General features: G+C 70.0%; 14 protein-coding genes. 10 read left to right on the top strand and 4 right to left on the bottom strand.

Features of this window, described 5'->3' with window-relative positions; genetic code table 11:
- Positions 1–127 precede the first annotated feature (127 nt).
- The 3 genes from pta to B7K26_RS03220 all read left to right on the top strand — a co-directional run bounded on the left by pta (position 128) and on the right by B7K26_RS03220 (position 4,304).
- The gene (gene pta, locus B7K26_RS03210) at positions 128–2,206 is read left to right on the top strand and encodes a phosphate acetyltransferase (protein WP_200810935.1); all 2,079 of its coding nucleotides are present in this window, start codon (positions 128–130) and stop codon (positions 2,204–2,206) included.
- Positions 2,203–3,339 carry an acetate/propionate family kinase gene (locus B7K26_RS03215; protein ID WP_084077219.1) on the top strand — a complete coding sequence of 379 codons (1,137 nt, stop codon included), beginning with the start codon at positions 2,203–2,205 and terminating at the stop codon, positions 3,337–3,339. The genes pta and B7K26_RS03215 overlap by 4 nt, the downstream gene beginning before the upstream one ends.
- A gap of 173 nt (positions 3,340–3,512) precedes the next feature.
- Positions 3,513–4,304 (top strand): hypothetical protein, encoded by a 792-nt coding sequence (locus B7K26_RS03220; RefSeq protein WP_084077220.1) that lies wholly within the window; start codon positions 3,513–3,515, stop codon positions 4,302–4,304.
- Between the two features lie 3 nt (positions 4,305–4,307).
- Here the strand turns inward: B7K26_RS03220 and B7K26_RS03225 are convergent, their stop codons facing one another.
- Positions 4,308–4,988, bottom strand: a complete 681-nt coding sequence (locus B7K26_RS03225) for a glutamine amidotransferase (protein WP_084077221.1) — start codon at positions 4,986–4,988, stop codon at positions 4,308–4,310.
- Between the two features lie 75 nt (positions 4,989–5,063).
- Between B7K26_RS03225 and B7K26_RS03230 the strand changes: the two genes are divergently transcribed.
- Together B7K26_RS03230 and B7K26_RS03235 are read left to right on the top strand one after the other, a co-directional pair.
- Entirely contained in the window at positions 5,064–5,738 is a 675-nt protein-coding gene (locus tag B7K26_RS03230; protein WP_159449594.1) for a GntR family transcriptional regulator, read from the top strand.
- Entirely contained in the window at positions 5,735–6,946 is a 1,212-nt protein-coding gene (locus tag B7K26_RS03235) for an MFS transporter (RefSeq protein WP_234998671.1), read from the top strand. Before B7K26_RS03230 ends, B7K26_RS03235 begins: the two co-directional genes overlap by 4 nt.
- A 15-nt stretch (positions 6,947–6,961) precedes the next feature.
- Here B7K26_RS03235 and B7K26_RS03240 read toward each other — a convergent pair whose 3' ends face one another.
- Positions 6,962–7,348 carry a DUF3054 domain-containing protein gene (locus B7K26_RS03240; protein WP_084077223.1) on the bottom strand — a complete coding sequence of 129 codons (387 nt, stop codon included), beginning with the start codon at positions 7,346–7,348 and terminating at the stop codon, positions 6,962–6,964.
- A 52-nt stretch (positions 7,349–7,400) separates the two neighbouring features.
- Here B7K26_RS03240 and B7K26_RS03245 point away from each other — a divergent pair, with 52 nt between their 5' ends.
- Positions 7,401–9,230: an ABC-F family ATP-binding cassette domain-containing protein gene (locus B7K26_RS03245; RefSeq protein WP_084077224.1), complete on the top strand. Its 1,830-nt coding sequence runs from the start codon at positions 7,401–7,403 to the stop codon at positions 9,228–9,230.
- 147 nt (positions 9,231–9,377) lie between these two features.
- On the opposite strand, the gene B7K26_RS03250 is transcribed toward B7K26_RS03245, so the two are convergent.
- A complete protein-coding gene (locus B7K26_RS03250; protein WP_084077225.1) occupies positions 9,378–10,319 on the bottom strand; it encodes a LysR family transcriptional regulator in 942 nt (313 codons plus the stop codon).
- Between the two features lie 120 nt (positions 10,320–10,439).
- Between B7K26_RS03250 and B7K26_RS03255 the strand changes: the two genes are divergently transcribed.
- The 3 genes from B7K26_RS03255 to B7K26_RS03265 are packed head-to-tail and all read left to right on the top strand — an operon-like array spanning position 10,440 to position 13,106.
- Positions 10,440–11,438, top strand: a complete 999-nt coding sequence (locus B7K26_RS03255) for a putative oxygenase MesX (RefSeq protein WP_084077554.1) — start codon at positions 10,440–10,442, stop codon at positions 11,436–11,438.
- Between the two features lie 17 nt (positions 11,439–11,455).
- A complete protein-coding gene (locus B7K26_RS03260; RefSeq protein ID WP_084077226.1) occupies positions 11,456–12,529 on the top strand; it encodes a methionine synthase in 1,074 nt (357 codons plus the stop codon).
- 10 nt (positions 12,530–12,539) lie between these two features.
- Entirely contained in the window at positions 12,540–13,106 is a 567-nt protein-coding gene (locus tag B7K26_RS03265; RefSeq protein ID WP_084077227.1) for a flavin reductase family protein, read from the top strand.
- Positions 13,107–13,153: 47 nt separating this feature from the next.
- Here the strand turns inward: B7K26_RS03265 and B7K26_RS12810 are convergent, their stop codons facing one another.
- Positions 13,154–14,185: a hypothetical protein gene (locus B7K26_RS12810; protein ID WP_143340434.1), complete on the bottom strand. Its 1,032-nt coding sequence runs from the start codon at positions 14,183–14,185 to the stop codon at positions 13,154–13,156.
- Positions 14,186–14,310: 125 nt separating this feature from the next.
- Here B7K26_RS12810 and B7K26_RS03275 point away from each other — a divergent pair, with 125 nt between their 5' ends.
- On the top strand, positions 14,311–16,767 hold the full coding sequence (locus B7K26_RS03275) for a phosphoketolase (RefSeq protein ID WP_084077556.1): 2,457 nt from the start codon (positions 14,311–14,313) through the stop codon (positions 16,765–16,767).
- The last annotated feature ends 2 nt before the right edge of the window (positions 16,768–16,769 follow it).

Here is a 16,769-nt window from a genome sequence, read left to right on the forward strand (position 1 = left end):
CGCACCAGCCTAGTTCGGCGCCCCGCGGCTCGCCACCGATACGGGACCGGCTCGTACGCCCCCGAGCGGGCTTCTACCGGGCCTATCGTCACGGGCACCGATGCCGCGGACGTGTAAGGATGGGCGCGTGGCACGAAGCATCTACATCGCATCGGCCGAGGGCGACACCGGTAAGTCCACCGTCGCTCTCGGGATCACCCGCCTGCTGGCCCGAACGGTCGGCCGTGTGGGGATCTTCCGACCCGTCGCGCGAGTGGCCGACGGATCCGACTACGTTCTCGATCTGCTCCTGGGGCAGGACGGCGTGGTGACCTCCAACGATGACGCCGTGGGCGTCACGTACGAGGACGTCCATACCGATCCCGAGGCGGCGCTCGCGACCATCGTCGCCCGCTACCACGAGGTGGCCAGGGCGTCCGAGGTGGTCGTCATCGTCGGCACCGACTACACGGACGTGTCCGGCGCGGCCGAGTTCGCGTTCAACGCGCGCATCGCCGCGAACCTGGGCTCCCCCGTCGCGCTCGTGGTGCACGGCCGCGACCGCACCCCCGCGGAGATCGCCCGCGTCGTGGGCCAGACCCGCGCCGAGCTCGAGGAGGGCCACGCCCGCGTCGCGGCAGTGTTCGCCAACCGCTGCGAGCCAGGCCAGCTCGAGGCGATCAGGCAGTCCCTGCCGGCCGACATCGGGATGGGCGCGCTGCCCGAGGACCCGATCCTCACCGCCCCGCTGCTGGGCGCACTCGTCGAGGCGGTCGACGGCACCCTGATCTCGGGCGACGAGGCGCTCCTCAGCCGCGAGGTGCGCTCCGTCAACATCGGCGCGATGACCGCCGCGCACCTGCTGGAGCGCATCGACGAGGGCACCGTGGTCATCACGCCGGGCGACCGCTCGGACACCCTGCTGGCGCTCCTGTCCGCCCACGCCGCGGACAACTTCCCGTCGCTCACCGGCATCATCCTCAACGGCGGCTTCACCCCCGAGCCGGCGATCGCCCGCCTCATCGAGGGCCTCGGCTCGTCGCTTCCCGTCATCACCACCGAGCTGGGCACCTACGGCACCGCTCGCCGCTGCTGGAACACGCGCGGCCGCGTGTCGATCGAGTCCGCGGTGAAGGTGGACACCGCCCTCAGCATGTTCGACCGCCACGTCGACGCCGACGCCCTGCTCGCGCTGCTCGACGTGGCGCGCACCGACGTGGTGACGCCTCTCATGTTCGAGCACGACCTGCTGGACCGCGCCCGCTCGGCCCGCCAGCACATCGTCCTTCCCGAGGGAAGCGACGACCGCATCCTGCGCGCCGCCTCGACGCTCATGACGCGCGACGTGGTCGACATCACGATCCTGGGACCCGAGGCAGCGATCCGTGGCCGCGCCGGCGAGCTGGGGCTCGACCTCGGCGCCGCCCGCATCGTCTCCCCGTCCGACCCCGACCTCGTCGAACGCTTCGCCGCGGACTACGCCGAGGTGCGCAAGGCCAAGGGCGTGACGCTGGATCAGGCCCGCGACACCGTCCAGGACGTGTCGATGTTCGGCACGATGATGGTGCGCCAGGGCCTCGCCGACGGCATGGTGTCCGGCGCCGCACACACGACCGCGCACACGATCATGCCGTCGTTCCAGGTCATCAAGACCCCGCCTGGCGTCTCGATCGTGTCCTCGGTGTTCTTCATGTGCCTGCCGGACAAGGTCCTCGTCTACGGCGACTGCGCGGTCAACCCCGACCCGACCGCCGAGCAGCTCGCCGACATCGCCATCTCCTCCGCGGAGACCGCGGCGCAGTTCCACATCGAGCCGCGCATCGCGATGCTGTCGTACTCCACCGGCGAGTCCGGTTCCGGCCACGACGTCGACAAGGTCCGCGAGGCCACGCGCCTGGTACGAGAGCGTCGCCCCGACCTCCTGGTCGACGGGCCGATGCAGTACGACGCCGCCGTCGAGCCGTCGGTGGCCGCATCGAAGGCCCCCGACTCTGACGTCGCCGGCCGCGCCACCGTGCTCGTGTTCCCCGACCTCAACACGGGAAACAACACCTACAAGGCGGTGCAGCGCTCGGCGGGCGCGGTCGCCGTCGGCCCCGTGCTGCAGGGCCTGCGCAAGCCGGTCAACGACCTGTCGCGCGGAGCGCTCGTCCAGGACATCGTCAATACCGTCGCGATCACCGCGATCCAGGCACAGGGCCTCAAGGCCAAGGAGGACAACGCATGAGCGTCAACTACGTGGGGCTCGCGCTGGTCCTCAACTGCGGCTCGAGCTCGGTGAAGTACCAGGTGGTCGACACCACCCAGGACGAGCCGCTGGCCGTCGGCCTCGTGGAGCGCGTGACGCACCACTCGGAGGCCATCCGCGAGATCATCGCGCAGCTGTCCGAGCCCGGATCCGGCGTCGACCTCACCACCCTGACCGTGGTGGGCCACCGGGTGGTCCAGGGAGGCGCCGAGTTCTCCGCGCCCACGATCATCGACGACGAGGTGGAGCGCAAGATCGCCGTGCTCGCCGCGCTCGCGCCCCTGCACAACCCGCCGAACCTCGCCGGCATCACCGCGGCGAGGGCGGCGTTCCCCGACCTTCCGCACGTCGCCATCTTCGACACGGCGTTCCACTCGACCCTGCCGGTGGAGGCGTACACCTACGCCGTCGACCGCCACGTCGCCGCCGAGCACGGCGTGCGCCGCTACGGCTTCCACGGCACCTCGCACGCCTACGTGTCGCGAGAGACCGCGCGCCTCATGGGACGCGCCGTCGGCGACGTCAACACCATCGTGTTGCACCTCGGTAATGGCGCCTCGGCGTGCGCCGTCAAGGGCGGCATCTCGGTCGACACGTCGATGGGCCTCACGCCGCTCGAGGGCCTCGTCATGGGCACCCGTTCCGGCGACATCGACCCCGCGGTCACGCTTCACCTGGCCCGCACGGCAGGCATGACCCCCGACGAGGTCGACACCCTGCTGAACCGCCACTCCGGCATGGTCGGACTCACCGGCTACTCGGATATGCGCGACGTCAACGCCGCGATCGAGGCGGGAAGCCACGAGGCCCGCGTGGGAATGGACGTCTACTGCCGCCGCATCCGTGGCTACGTGGGCAACTACTACGCCCAGTTGGGCCACCTCGACGCGATCACCTTCACCGCCGGCGTCGGCGAGAACGATCCGGTGGTGCGCGCGGGCGCGCTCGCCGGCCTCGAGGAGCTCGGCATCGAGATCGACCCCGAGCGCAACGCCGGCCGCAAGAAGGAGCCCACCCTCATCAGCACCGACGCGTCGCGCGTCCAGGTGTGGGTGGTGCCCACCAACGAGGAGCGCGAGATCGCCCTCCAGTCGATCGCGGCGGTGTCGTAACCCGGCTGCGGAATCCCGTCTCGAGGGGCGTGTCGGCGGTCGCCGACACGCCCCTTTTCATCGTTGTGATCTATCCCACTGCGCCGTGGCACTATTCGGGCTTTCCGGACGCCTAGAGTGGAGAACTACGGTCGCTTTCGATGGCACGGGCGGCCCGGTGAGGAGCCCTTCCCATGATCGACGTCTCGGCGTGGGTGACCCACGCGACGCGTGAGCCCAGCGACGATTTTCTGACCGCACTCGACCGCCGCTGGCGCGCCGCGGTGACCGATAGCACGGTGAACTGCGCGCCCCTCACGGACCCGCTGCGCGCGTTCGTGATCGCGCACGTCGACCGGGCCGCGCACAAGCGCAGGCTGCGCACTGTGGTTGTCCTGCCCGGCGAGACCCACGAGGACGACCACGGCTTCACCCCGATGTCCGACCTCGTGCCGAGCGACATGTTCGGCCCGCAGTCGCTCGAGGTGCTCCACTGCGGAGACGAGTCGGCGCTGGCCGCCGCGCTCGAGCTCGCGAAGACGGACCCGCACGTGCTGGTGGTGCCCGTCATCACCGAGCGCCAGTTCGCCGACATCGACATCTTCGACGCCCACTCCGCGGCGCTGCTGCGCCCCGAGTATCACGGCGTGGTGCTGCCGTTCATGTACGCGCCCCTGGCCGAGCCGTTCGACGAGGCGATCGAGCGCGAGGACCTGCTGCGCGCCTCGGGCTGGGGCACCTACACGGTGGACGTCGACTTCACGCTGCAGGAGCCCGTCGACATCCACCGCCACGTCGCGGTCCTGCTCGAGGACCTGTGCGACGAGATCTCCCAGAACAAGGCCGATGCCGCCGCCCGCGTATTGCTGAGCCCTCCCCTGTGGCCGCTGGTCACGGTGCGCGCGCCGGAGACGTGGGACCCCGAGCGGTGCCTCAGCGCCGACGACGCGAGGGACGCCGAGGGCGCGCGCCGCGAGCTGTCGTAGCGCCTACGCGAGGTCGCGCAACCACGCGCGGATCATCACGATTCCCGCCATCGCCGCCTCATCGGCGACAGCGGCGGTCTGCCGCCTGAGGGCGACGGGGTCGATGCCCCGCTGAGCGAGCTCCACGGCGTGACCCATGAGCCACGGCTCGATCGCCTCGCCGTCGACCTCCGCGTGGAACTGGAGCGCGAGGCCCGAGCCGGCGGCGAAGGCCTGGTGCACGGTCGCCGGGGACGACGCCAGCAGGGTCGCACCGTCGGGAAGGTCGAAGGTGTCCCCGTGCCAGTGCAGCACCGGGGCGTCCGCGAACGCGCTCAGCGGCCCGGTGCGGCCGGCGAGGGTGAGGGCGAGGTCGCCCCACCCGATCTCCACCTCACCCGGGCGCACCTGGGCGCCCAGCGCGGCCGCCATGAGTTGCGCGCCCAGGCACACGCCGAGGGTGGGCAGCCCCGCGTCGAGCCGCCGCGCGATCAGCGCAATCTCCTCGTCGAGAACCGGATAGGAGGCGCGGTCCCCGACCCCGATGGGCCCACCCAGTACGACGGTCAGGTCCGCCATCGCGGCGGCGCCGAGGTCGTCCACCCCCGCATCGAGGTAGGTGATCTCGTAGCCGTGCGCGCGGATCTCCGCCTCCCAGAGCCCCAGGTCCTCGAACCGCACGTGGCGTACCGCGACGCATCTCATGCACGCGAGTCTAGGCGGGGCATCGACTCGCGCCAGATGCATGCATCAACGCATACAAGGTGTAACGTGGGACCTATGTCCCCCACCTCAGCGCTCCCCTGGGAGTATTCCGACCTCCGTTCCGTCTCCTGGCGCCTCGCCGCGAACGCCGCCCGCGGCATCGTCGACGGCTCCATCCCCGCGGGCACCGTCCTCACCGAATCCGCGCTCGCAGACGAGGGCGGCGCGAGCCGCACCCCCGCCCGCGAAGCCATGGTGCAGTTGCAGACGTGGGGCCTCGTGCGCCTCATGCCCAAGAAGGGCGCCGTCGTCACGGTGATGAGCGACCGCGAGCGCGACGAACTGCTCGACGTCCGGTCGTCTCTCGAGCAGCGCGCGGGCGAGGTGATCTCGGCCGATGCTGAGCTCGCCGGCGAGCTCGCGGACCGCCTCGACGACCTCCACGCCGCGCAGGAGCGCGCCATCGCCGAGGAGGACGCCCTCGCGTTCGCCGGGCTGTGCGTCACGTACCACTTGCAGATCATCGCGATCGACGGCAACGAGGTGGTCCAGCAGGTGGTCGACCTGCTCGGCCCGCGCCTGGCACGCGTCACCTACATGGCCGTCGCCGGCGACCTGAAGGCAGCGCGCCGCTTCCTCGACGAGCACCGCGACCTCGCCGCCGTCATCCGCTCGGGCGACGGCGCCGCCTTCGCCGGCTCGGTCCACACCCACATCGCAGGCAGCCGCCCTACCGGCGCCGTCCGTTGACCCGGCGCGCCGACTGGCGCCTGGTCGCACCCGCCGTCCTCATGCTGGCGTGGGGAGGCAATCACTTCACGCCTCTCCTCCACGTGTACGAGGAGTTGGGCCCGTACGCGCCCTGGCAGGCGAACCTCCTGTTGGGCATGTACGTGGTGGGCCTCATCCCCGGACTGCTCGTCGCCGCAGCGGTGTCCGACCGCCGCGGCCGCCGTCCCGTCATGCTCGCCGGCCTCGCCTCGGGCGCCGCGGGCTCCCTCATCCTCGCCGCGGGCCTTCACCACCTCGCGCTGCTGTCGCTCGGCCGCGCCCTCGCGGGCATCGGCGTGGGGGTCGCCATGTCGGTCGGAGCGAGCTGGATCGCCGAACTGTCTTCGCCTCGGTTCGACCCCCACGCGGGCGAGGGCGCGCGCGCCAGGCGAGGCGCCCTCACGCTCACGGTGGGCTTCGCCGTCGGCGCCGCCGTCTCGGGCGCCCTCGCCCAGTGGAGCGACGCCCCGGCGCTCTGGCCCTATGCCGCCCACCTGGTCGGCACCGTCGCCGCGACAGTGCTGGTGCTGCGCGCCACCGAGACAGTGCGGCCCGAGCACCGGGCCACCGGCGCCTGGTGGCGGGACCTCACTGTGCCGGCCGCCGGCCAGCGCCGCTTCCTCGGCGTGGTGCTCCCCGCCGCCCCGTGGGTGTTCGCCGCCGCCGGGGTGGCCTACGCCGTGATGCCCGCGGTGGCCGAGACGTCGCTGGGCAACTGGGCCACCCTGTACGCCACCGTGTTGACCGTGGTCACCCTCGGCATCGGCGCGGCGGTCCAGCCCTTCGTCGCGCGGCTGGACTCGCGGACCGGGGGACGCGCGCTTCCCGTGGGGCTCACCCTCATGACGGCAGGCATGGGCCTAGCGGCCCTCGCCGCGCGCGCCGCGGACCCGTGGCTCGCGCTCGGCGTCGCGGCCGTCCTGGGCGCCGCCTACGGCATCACCGTGGTGGCGGGGCTGACGCACGTCATGGCGATCGCCACCCCGGACGACCTCGCGGGACTCACGGGCGTCTACTACGCCCTGTCCTACACCGGCTTCCTGCTGCCGACCGTCCTCGCGGCGTCGCTCGCGGCCGTGCCGTACGCCCTCACTCTCACCGCCGTGGCACTCGCGTGCGCGGCCTGCCTCGCGGTCGTGACGGTCAGGGTGCGGCCGTGGACCTGGTCGCCTCCCGCCCAGGCGTGACGCGGACGCCCGCCGTCAGGCCTTGAGGCCGCGGCGGCGGGCGATCACGCCGGAGACGACGCGCCACCCGATGAGGAACAGCGCGAGGAAGATCGCGGCGACGACGACGAACGACACCTGGACACCCTGGCCGCTCGCCAGGCGCAGCGCCATGCCACCCACGAGCGTGGACGCCCACACCACGAGTCCCGTCGGCCTCCACGCGCACGGGCGCGTCCAGCCGCGCACCATCAGCCACCCCAGCGCCGCGCCCGCCAGGAACGGCCACGCGGTGGTGAGGTAGCCAAGGCCGCTCTCTCCCAGGATCCCCTCGTCGTGACTCGCCCTGCCGATGGCGGCGAACAACCCGATCGCCGCGACGTCGATCCCCGCAGCCCCGAGCGCCGCTTGCCTGATGTTCATGGCAGCCAGTCTCGCGCATCGGACCCGGCGCGCACGCAACTACCCTTGACGGGTGGCACATCTCCTCGGCACGCAGTCCATCGGCCTCGATTTCGGCACCGGCACCGTCCTTGGCAGCGTGACGGTCGGGCTCGAGGACGGCGACCGCATCGGCATCGTCGGCTCCAACGGCGCGGGCAAGTCCTCGCTCATGGCGATCCTCGCGGGTCGCCTGGCGCCGCACTCCGGGCAGGTGACCACCACCCGCGGCACCCGTGTGGGAGTCCTCGACCAGTCCGACCACGTCGACGAGTCGCTGACCGTCATCGAGGCGATCGTGGGCGACGCCGACACCCACGAGTGGGCCTCCGACCCGCGCATCAGGGACATCATGTCCGGCCTGGTTCCCGACCTTCCGGCCGATGCCGTGGTGGGCACCCTTTCCGGAGGCCAGCAGCGCAGGGTCGCCCTCGCGGCGGTCCTCACCGGCGAGCACGACGTGGTCTTCCTCGACGAGCCGACCAACCACCTCGACGTCGAGGGCGTGGCCTGGCTCGCGGACCATCTGAATCGCCGCTGGGCGCGCGGGCGCGGGGCGCTCGCCGTCGTCACCCACGACCGCTGGTTCCTCGACGCCGTCACCGAGCGCACGTGGGAGGTGCACGACGGCACCGTCGACATGTACGAGGGCGGCTACGCCGCGTACGTGCTGCAGCGCGTCGAGCGCGACCGCATCGCCGCCGCCACCGAGGCCAAGCGCCAGAACCTCATGCGCAAGGAACTGGCGTGGCTGCGCCGCGGCGCCCCCGCCCGAACCTCTAAGCCCAAGTTCCGCATCGACGCCGCCAATGCCCTCATCGCCGACGTCCCTCCCGTGCGCGACCAGGTGCAGCTCACGCGCATGGCGACGGCGCGCCTGGGCAAGGACGTCGTGGAGCTCATCCGCTGCTCCGTGTCTTACCCCACCGTCGACGGCGGCACCCGCGAGGTCCTTCACGAGGTGGATTGGAACATCGGCCCCGGCGAGCGCGTGGGTCTGCTGGGCGAGAACGGCGCCGGCAAGTCCACCATGCTGCGACTCATCACCGGTGACCAGGAGCCGACGTCGGGACGCGTCAAGACGGGTATGACCGTGCGTGTGGCCCAGCTGAGCCAGCAGCTCGCGGAGCTCGACGAGCACGCCGAGGAGCGCGTCTCCGGCGTCGTCAAGCAGTTCAGCTCGATCGAGCTCGCCGACGGCTCGGAGATGACCCCCACCCAGCTGCTGGAGCGCCTCGGTTTCACCTCCGCGCAACTGAAGACGCAGGTCAAGCGCCTCTCGGGCGGCCAGCGCCGCCGCCTCCAGCTGCTCCTGGTGCTGCTGAGCGAGCCCAACGTGCTGGTGCTGGACGAACCCACCAACGACCTCGACACGGACGTGCTCGCGGCGATGGAAGACCTCCTCGACTCCTGGCCCGGCACGCTCGTGGTGGTGAGCCACGACCGCTACCTGCTCGAGCGCGTCACCGACGACCAGTTCGCGGTCATGGACGGGGGCCTTCGCCACCTTCCCGGCGGCGTCGACGAGTACGTCGAACTCACCCGCAACCGCCGTGCTGCGGCCGATGGCGTGGGCACCTTTGGCGGCGCCTCCTCCCCCTCCGCGGGAACGGCGTCCGCACCGCAGGCGCCGCAGTTGACCGGCGCCGAGCGGCGCGCGCTGGAGAAGGAGCTGCAGTCCGTCGAGCGCCGGATGGCGAAGGTGGGCGAGCTCACCGAGGGCGTCCACCACGAGATGGTGATGCACGATCAGGCCGACTTCGCCGGCCTGGCGGCGCTGACCAAGCAGATCGGCGACCTCGAGGAGGAGAACGCCGAGCTCGAGGAGCGGTGGCTGGACCTCAGCGAGCAACTGGGCGCCTGACGAGGACGATTCGCCCGGCCCGCCCGACTTCGCCCTACTCGCCCGCCCGACGATGTGAACCAGTCCGGCGACCGACACGCCGGCTGAGCCCAGGCATCGGCCACCCGCACCGGTGTGTCGCCTGTGCCACTGATTCAAAGAGAGGGACTACCCGAGCAGCTCGACACCAAACTCGGACACGACGGCGCGCACCTCGTCCAGGTAGCGCTCCGCCTGCCGGGTCAGCGGGATCGCCGAGTGGCCGATCCACCCGATCTCGATGTGCTCGTCGACCTCGAGCGGGATGGCGGCGATCTCGGGGTCGAGTTCGCCGCTCACGATTCCCGTCGAGATGGTGTAGCCGCCCAGACCGATCATGAGGTTAAAGATGGTCGCGCGGTCGGACACCCTGATCTCCTGCTCGGAGGACAGCGTCGAGAGGATCTCCTCGGCGAAGTAGAACGAGTTGTTGGCGCCCTGGTCGAACGTCAGCCGCGGCAGGCCCTCCAGGTCGGCGAGGGTGGCGCGGTCGCGTCCGGCGAGCGGGTTGCTGCGGGCCACAAAGATGTGGGGACGCGCGAGGAAGAGCGTCCTGAACGCGAGGCCCGAGTCGCGCAGCAGCTTGTCGACGACCTTGCGGTTGAAGTCATTGCGGTAGAGGATGCCCACCTCGCTGCGGAGCGTCCTGACGTCCTCGATGATGTCGAACGTGCGGGTCTCGCGCAGCGCGAATTCGTACTCCGCCGCCTCGGAGGCCTTCACCATCCGCACAAAGGCCTCCACCGCGAACGAATAGTGCTGCGCGGAGACCCCGAGGAGGCGCCGCGACGGCGGCCGCCCCAGGTAGCGCTGCTCCAGCAACTCCACCTGCTCGACGACCTGCCGCGCGTAGCCCAGGAACTCGGCGCCGTCATCGGTCAGGCTGACACCCCTCGCGGACCGCACCAGGAGCGCGCGCCCCATGCGCGACTCGAGATCCTTCATCGCCGCGGACATCGTCGGCTGGGCGACGTAGAGCAGGTCGGCCGCGGCGGAGATGGATCCCTCCGCCGCCACCTCGATGAAGTAACGCAACTGTTGAAGGGTCAGACCGCTCGCTCCCTGTGCCATAGGCAAATCCTATACAAAGACATAGATCAGTCGAGTTACCCGATATCAGGGCTTTGGCCGCACCATGGAGTCATTCATCCACCAGGGCCGACCCCGGCCTCCCTGACCGGATTGGCGATCATGGCGCACGAGTTCACCTTTAGCCTCACCACCACCCGCTTCGACGAGGACTACACGCCGTCGACGAACACCCGCGCGACCACCAACTTCGCGAACCTCGCGCGCGGGGAGCAGCGGGAGCAGAACCTGCGGGCCGCGATCACCATGATCAACCGCCGCGTCAACGACCTGGTGCGGTGGGACAACCCCCACGGCGACCGCTACACGCTCGACCTCGACATCGTGTCGGCCGAGTTGCAGTTCGAGGCCGATGGCGCTGCCCAGAGCTTTCCGCTGCTCGAGGTCCTCGACATTCACGTGGTGGACCAGAACACCGGCACGCGCCGCCACGGCATCGTCGGCAACAACTTCTCCTCCTACGTGCGCGACTACGACTTCAGCGTGCGTCTGCCCGAGGCCAGCGCCGGTGGCGGCAAGCCCGTCCTCCCCCAGGACTTCGGCGACCTGCACGGCAAGCTGTTCCAGCACTTCGTCGACTCCGAGGCCTACCGCGAGCGCTTCCCCCAGGCGCCCGTGATCTGTATCAGCGTGTCGACGAGCAAGACGTACGTGCGGACCACGAATCTCCACCCCGTGCTGGGCGTCGAGTACGTCCTGGAGCAGGAGGGCGTGTCGCTCACGGACGCCTACTTCGCCAAGATGGGGCTCCAGGTCCGCTACTTCATGCCCGCCGGCAGCGTCGCCCCGCTCGCCTTCTACTTCCGCGGCGACCTGCTGAACGACTACTCGGACCTGCAGCTCGCCGGGACCATCGCGACGATGGAGACGTTCCAGAAGATCTACCGGCCCGAGATCTACAACGCGAACGCCTCGGCCGCCGCGACGTACCGCCCCAGCCTGGACAGCGGCGACTTCTCGCGGACGCAGATCGACTACGACCGCGTCGAGCGCAGCGAGCTGGGCGCCCTGCAGGGCAAGTACACCGCGGAGCACTTTATCGAGCCCCACCGCGAAATCCTCGAGCAGTGGGCCGCCGACTTCCTCGCGCCCGTCGCCTGAACGACCAAGGACGCCTCATGACGCACACCCTCCTCCCGACCTCCATCGTCGGAAGCCTCCCCAAGCCCTCCTGGCTCGCCGCCCCCGAGACCCTGTGGTCCCCGTGGACGCTCGAGGGCGACGCCCTCGTCGAGGGCAAGCAGGACGCCCTGCGCATCGCGGTGCACGAGCAGACCCGCCGCGGCATCGACATCGTCAGCGATGGCGAGCAGACGCGCCAGCACTTCGTCACCACCTTCATCGAGCACCTGAGCGGCGTCGACTTCGAGCGCCGGGAGACGGTGCGCATCCGCGATCGCTACGACGCGAGCGTGCCCACCGTCGTCGGCGCCGTCACGCGAGAGCGCCCAGTCTTCGTGGAGGACGCCGCGTTCCTGCGCGCCACCACCGACCGCCCCATCAAGTGGGCCCTGCCCGGGCCCATGACGATGGTCGACACGCTCTTCGACGCCCACTACCGCAGCCGTGAGCAGCTCGCGTGGGAGTTTGCCGGGATCCTCAACCAGGAGGCGAAGGAGCTCGAGGCGGCCGGGGTGGACATCATCCAGTTCGACGAGCCCGCCTTCAACGTCTTCTTCGACGAGCTGAAGGACTGGGGAGTCGCCGCGCTGGAGCGCGCGACCGAGGGCCTCAAGGCCCAGACCGCCGTCCACATTTGCTACGGCTACGGCATCAAGGCGAACACCGACTGGAAGGCGACGCTCGGGTCGCAGTGGCGCCAATACGAGGAGTCCTTCCCCCTCCTCCAGCGCTCGTCGCTCGACATCGTCTCGCTCGAGTCGCAGAACTCCCACGTGCCGATGGACCTCATCGAGATCCTGCGCGGCAAGAAGGTCATGCTCGGCGCCATCGACGTGGCCAACCACGCCATCGAGACGCCCGACGAGGTCGCCGACACCCTGCGCAGAGCCCTGACCTTCGTGGACGCCGAGAACCTCATCCCGAGCACCAACTGCGGGCTCGCCCCGTTCCCCCGCGACATCGCCCTGGCCAAGCTCAGCGCCCTTAGCGCCGGCGCGAGCATCGTCCGCGACGAGCTCGCCGGCGCCTCGGTGCCGGACGAGCGCGCCGCGACCGCCGCCCATGCCTAGGAGCGCCACCATGGCACGTCGTCCCGTCCCCGCCTCGGAGCTCGCGGCGCCCGCGCACGACCTGGCGCCCTCGCTGTCCGCGGACGACTTCAAGGCGGTCTTCCGCGGGCACCCGGGCGGAGTCGCCGTGATTACGGCCGATGCCGGCGACGGTCCCGTCGCCCTCACCGCCTCCTCCGTGTCGTCGGTGAGCGCCGAGCCGCCGCTGCTGGTGTTCTCCATCTCCGCCTCGTCATCCGCCTCCGACGTGCTGTCGCGCGCCGAGACCGTCGTGGTGCACCTGCTGGACGCCCGCGACCTCGAGCTCGCCAAGCTGGGAGCAGCGCGCGGCATCGACCGCTTCGCGGCGACGCACCAGTGGACGCGTCTCGCGACGGGCGAGCCCGTCTATCACGACGTCCGCGCATGGGTGCGCTGCGCCGTGATCGACCGCCTGCACGCAGGCTCCTCCACGATCTTCGCCGCGCAGGCGCTCGAGTCGCACATCGAGCGCGACGTCGACCTTGCCGGCAGCGAGGGTGCGCTCGTGTACCACGACCGCACGTGGCACCGGCTGGGCGATCACTCGCGCATCTGAGTTCGCGAGGCGCAGCTCGGCGAACCGCTGAGGGTTCGCCGAGACCTCTAGTGGTCCTTGTTGCCCGCGAGCGCGTCGGTGTCGTGCAGGGTGTCCTCGTCCACAAACCGCTCGCCGAGCTTGCCGACGATCAGGCCGATGACCGCGGTCAGGACAACGATGCCGACAGTCGCGACCGCGACGACCCAGACTGTCTGCGGCCAGGTCAGCACCGCAGCATCGAGTGGAGCGATCGAGGCGAGAACGGTGACCCATGCGTCGCCGGCGCTCGCGCCCAGGGCGATCAAGCCCACCACTCCGATCAGCATGACTTCGGTGGCGTTCGCACAGAACATGACGAGGGAACGGGCGGCGTGCTGGAGACGGTCGCGTCCAGCACCGAGCACGAAGCCCACGACGAAGGCGGCGATGTCGACAAACCGCCACCATGCCCACGCGGCACCGACGACCGCAAGTGCCCCGTGAATCCCCTCGGGAAGCGGGAAGCTCAGTGCCACTGCAAACGCCCCAAGCATCGCCAGCGACAGTGCCACGTAGGTCGTAGCGAAGTCATCGACTCGGCCCGCCGGCCGCTCGAATCGTCGAACAATACGCGACGGCGAGAGCCGCGAGTTCCATGCGTCAACGGCGCCGAGGATCCGGCTCACCAGGGGCGCAGCACGGTAGGTGTGCGGACGGCGAGACATCCCCGCGAGTGCAGCATTCACGTCCAGGTGGTGGCCCGTTGGCATGGCATCCACCAGGTGGGGGCCCAGTTCTGACTCTCCCCTAAAGCGTGGCACCACGTGAATGTGCGGGTGACCTGGCGGCGTTTCGGAAAAGATCTGGAAGTACACGCGCTCGATCCCAGGGCGTTCCAACAATGAGCGCTCGACGCGACCCATCAGCCGCCCCATGGACGCCAGGCGGCGCGGTCCGAGGGTGTGCAGGCTTTCCGCATGCACCTCAGGTTGCATCACGAACCGGGGACGCGCGCTTGTCCCTTGGAAGACGTTGACGCGCCACCCATCTCCGAGGTCGATGTCCTCCCCCCGAGACTTCAGATGTGTCTGGAGTTCGCAGAGTTCGCATCCCGTCATGCGCACACCGTACTGGGGCTCAGCGGACTGCGGTGTGAGGCCGGAGGCGAATAGGACCTTCGCCCTCGCGCATCGGCTGCCGCGGTGGAATGCTGGACCTGTTGGTCCACGACACGGAGGTTCACATGACGCAGCACCCCTGGCAGACCCGCACTTCTGAGGCCGCATCGGCCGAGGAGATCGACGGCATCGACCGCTGGTGGCGAGCCACCAACTACCTCTCGGTCGGGCAGATCTACCTCCTCGACAACCCCCTCCTCAAGGGAGGCCTGAAGCGCGACGACGTCAAGCCGCGTCTCGTGGGCCACTGGGGCACCACCCCGGGACTGAACTTCCTGTACGCGCACCTCAATCGCATGATCAAGGCGCGCCAGCAACCCACGATGTACATCATCGGCCCGGGCCACGGCGGCCCGGGTCTTGTCGCTTCGAGCTTCCTCGACGGCACGTACACCGAGACCTACCCCGACATCTCCGAGGACGAGGCCGGCCTGCGCCGCCTGTTCAAGCAGTTCTCCTTCCCGGGCGGCATCCCGTCGCACGTGGCCCCCGAGACCCCCGGATCCATCCACGAGGGCGGCGAACTGGGCTACGCCCTCAGCCACGCTTACGGAGCCGCCTTCGACAACCCCGACCTCCTTGTCGCGGCGATCGTGGGCGACGGCGAGGCCGAGACCGGGCCGCTCGCCACCAGCTGGCACTCCAACAAGTTCATCAACCCCGCCACCGACGGCGTGGTCCTGCCGATCCTCCACCTCAACGGCTACAAAATCGCCAACCCCACGGTGCTCGCCCGCATCGGCGACGACGAGCTCAACGACCTCATGAAGGGCTACGGCCACAAGCCCCACGTCTTCGTCGCCGGCTTCGACGACGAGAGCCACGACTCGATCCACGCCCGGTTCGCGGCCCTGCTCGACGAGGTCATGGACGAGATCGCCGCGATCAAGGCCGAGGCCGCCGACAACCCCGGCATGGACCGCCCGATGTGGCCCATGATCGTGTTCCGCACCCCCAAGGGCTGGACGTGCCCCGACCAGATCGACGGCAACGTCACCGAGGGCTCGTGGCGCGCGCACCAGGTGCCGCTGTCCAGCGCCCGCGACACCGAGGATCACCTGCGCACGCTCGAGTCGTGGATGCAGTCCTATGGCCCCGACGAGCTCTTCGACGAGTCGGGCGCGCCCACCGACGCCACCCGCGCCATGGCCCCCGAGGGCGAGCTGCGCATGTCCGCGCGCCCCGAGGCGAACGGCGGGCTCATCCTGCGCGACCTCAAGATGCCCGATTTCCGCGACTTCGCGGTTGACGTGCCGAACCCGGGCGCCGGCCCCGTCGAGGCCACGCGCGAGCTCGGCAGCTTCCTGAAGGCGATCATGGAGGCCAACGACGACAACTTCCGCATCTTCGCCCCCGACGAGCTGGCCTCGAACCGCATCCAGGCCGTCCTCGACGTCACGGACAAGGTGTGGCAGGGTCGGCGCGAGGACGACGGCGCCCACACCGGCCCGTCCGGCCGCGTGGTCGAGATGCTCTCCGAGCACCAGTGCCAGGGCTGGCTCGAGGGCTACCTCCTCACGGGACGCCACGGCCTGTTCACGTCCTACGAGGCGTTCATCCACATCGTCGACTCGATGTTCAACCAGCACGCGAAGTGGCTGAAGGTGTCGCAGGAGCTGCCGTGGCGCCGCCCCATCGCGTCGCTGAACTACCTGCTGTCCAGCCACGTGTGGCGCCAGGACCACAACGGCTTCTCGCACCAGGACCCCGGCTTCATCGACCACGTCATCAACAAGAAGGCGGAGGTGGTGCGCGTCTACCTTCCCGCGGACGCGAACACCCTGCTCAGCACCTACGACCACTGCCTGCGTTCGCGCGACTACGTCAACGTGGTGGTCGCGGGCAAGCAGCCCGCTCCGCAGTGGCTCACGATGGACCAGGCGATCGACCACTGCACCAGGGGCCTGGGCATCTGGGAGTTCGCCTCCAACGTGCCGCTGGGCGAGGAGCCCGACGTGGTGATGGCGGCCGCCGGAGACGTGCCGACGCTCGAGATCCTGGCGGCGATCGACATCCTGCGCCGCGAGCTCCCCGACCTGAAGATCCGCATGGTGAACGTCGTTGACCTCATGCGCCTGCAGCCCGAGAAGGAGCACCCGCACGGCATCTCCGACCGCGACTTCGACCAGCTGTTCACTACGGACAAGCCGATCATCTTCAACTACCACGGCTACCCCTGGCTGATCCACCGCCTCACCTACCGCCGCAACGGCCACGCGAACCTTCACGTGCGCGGCTTCAAGGAGGAGGGCACCACCACCACGCCGTTCGACATGGCGATGCTCAACGACATCGACCGCTACCACCTGGCGATGGACGTCATCGACCGCGTGCCGCACCTGGGAACGCGCGCCGCGCAGCTGCGCCAGGACCTGCACGACAAGCGGCTGGAGGCGCGACGGTACGCCCGCGAGCACGGCGCCGACCTTCCCGAGGTGGCCGACTGGGTGTGGCCCGATGCCGGTGCCGCGACGCGCGAGGCCATGGCCGGGGTGCAGGACACGGGCGGCGACAACGAGTAGCC

The sequence above is a fragment of the Demequina sp. NBRC 110057 genome (assembly GCF_002090175.1).
Lineage (GTDB): Bacteria > Actinomycetota > Actinomycetes > Actinomycetales > Demequinaceae > Demequina.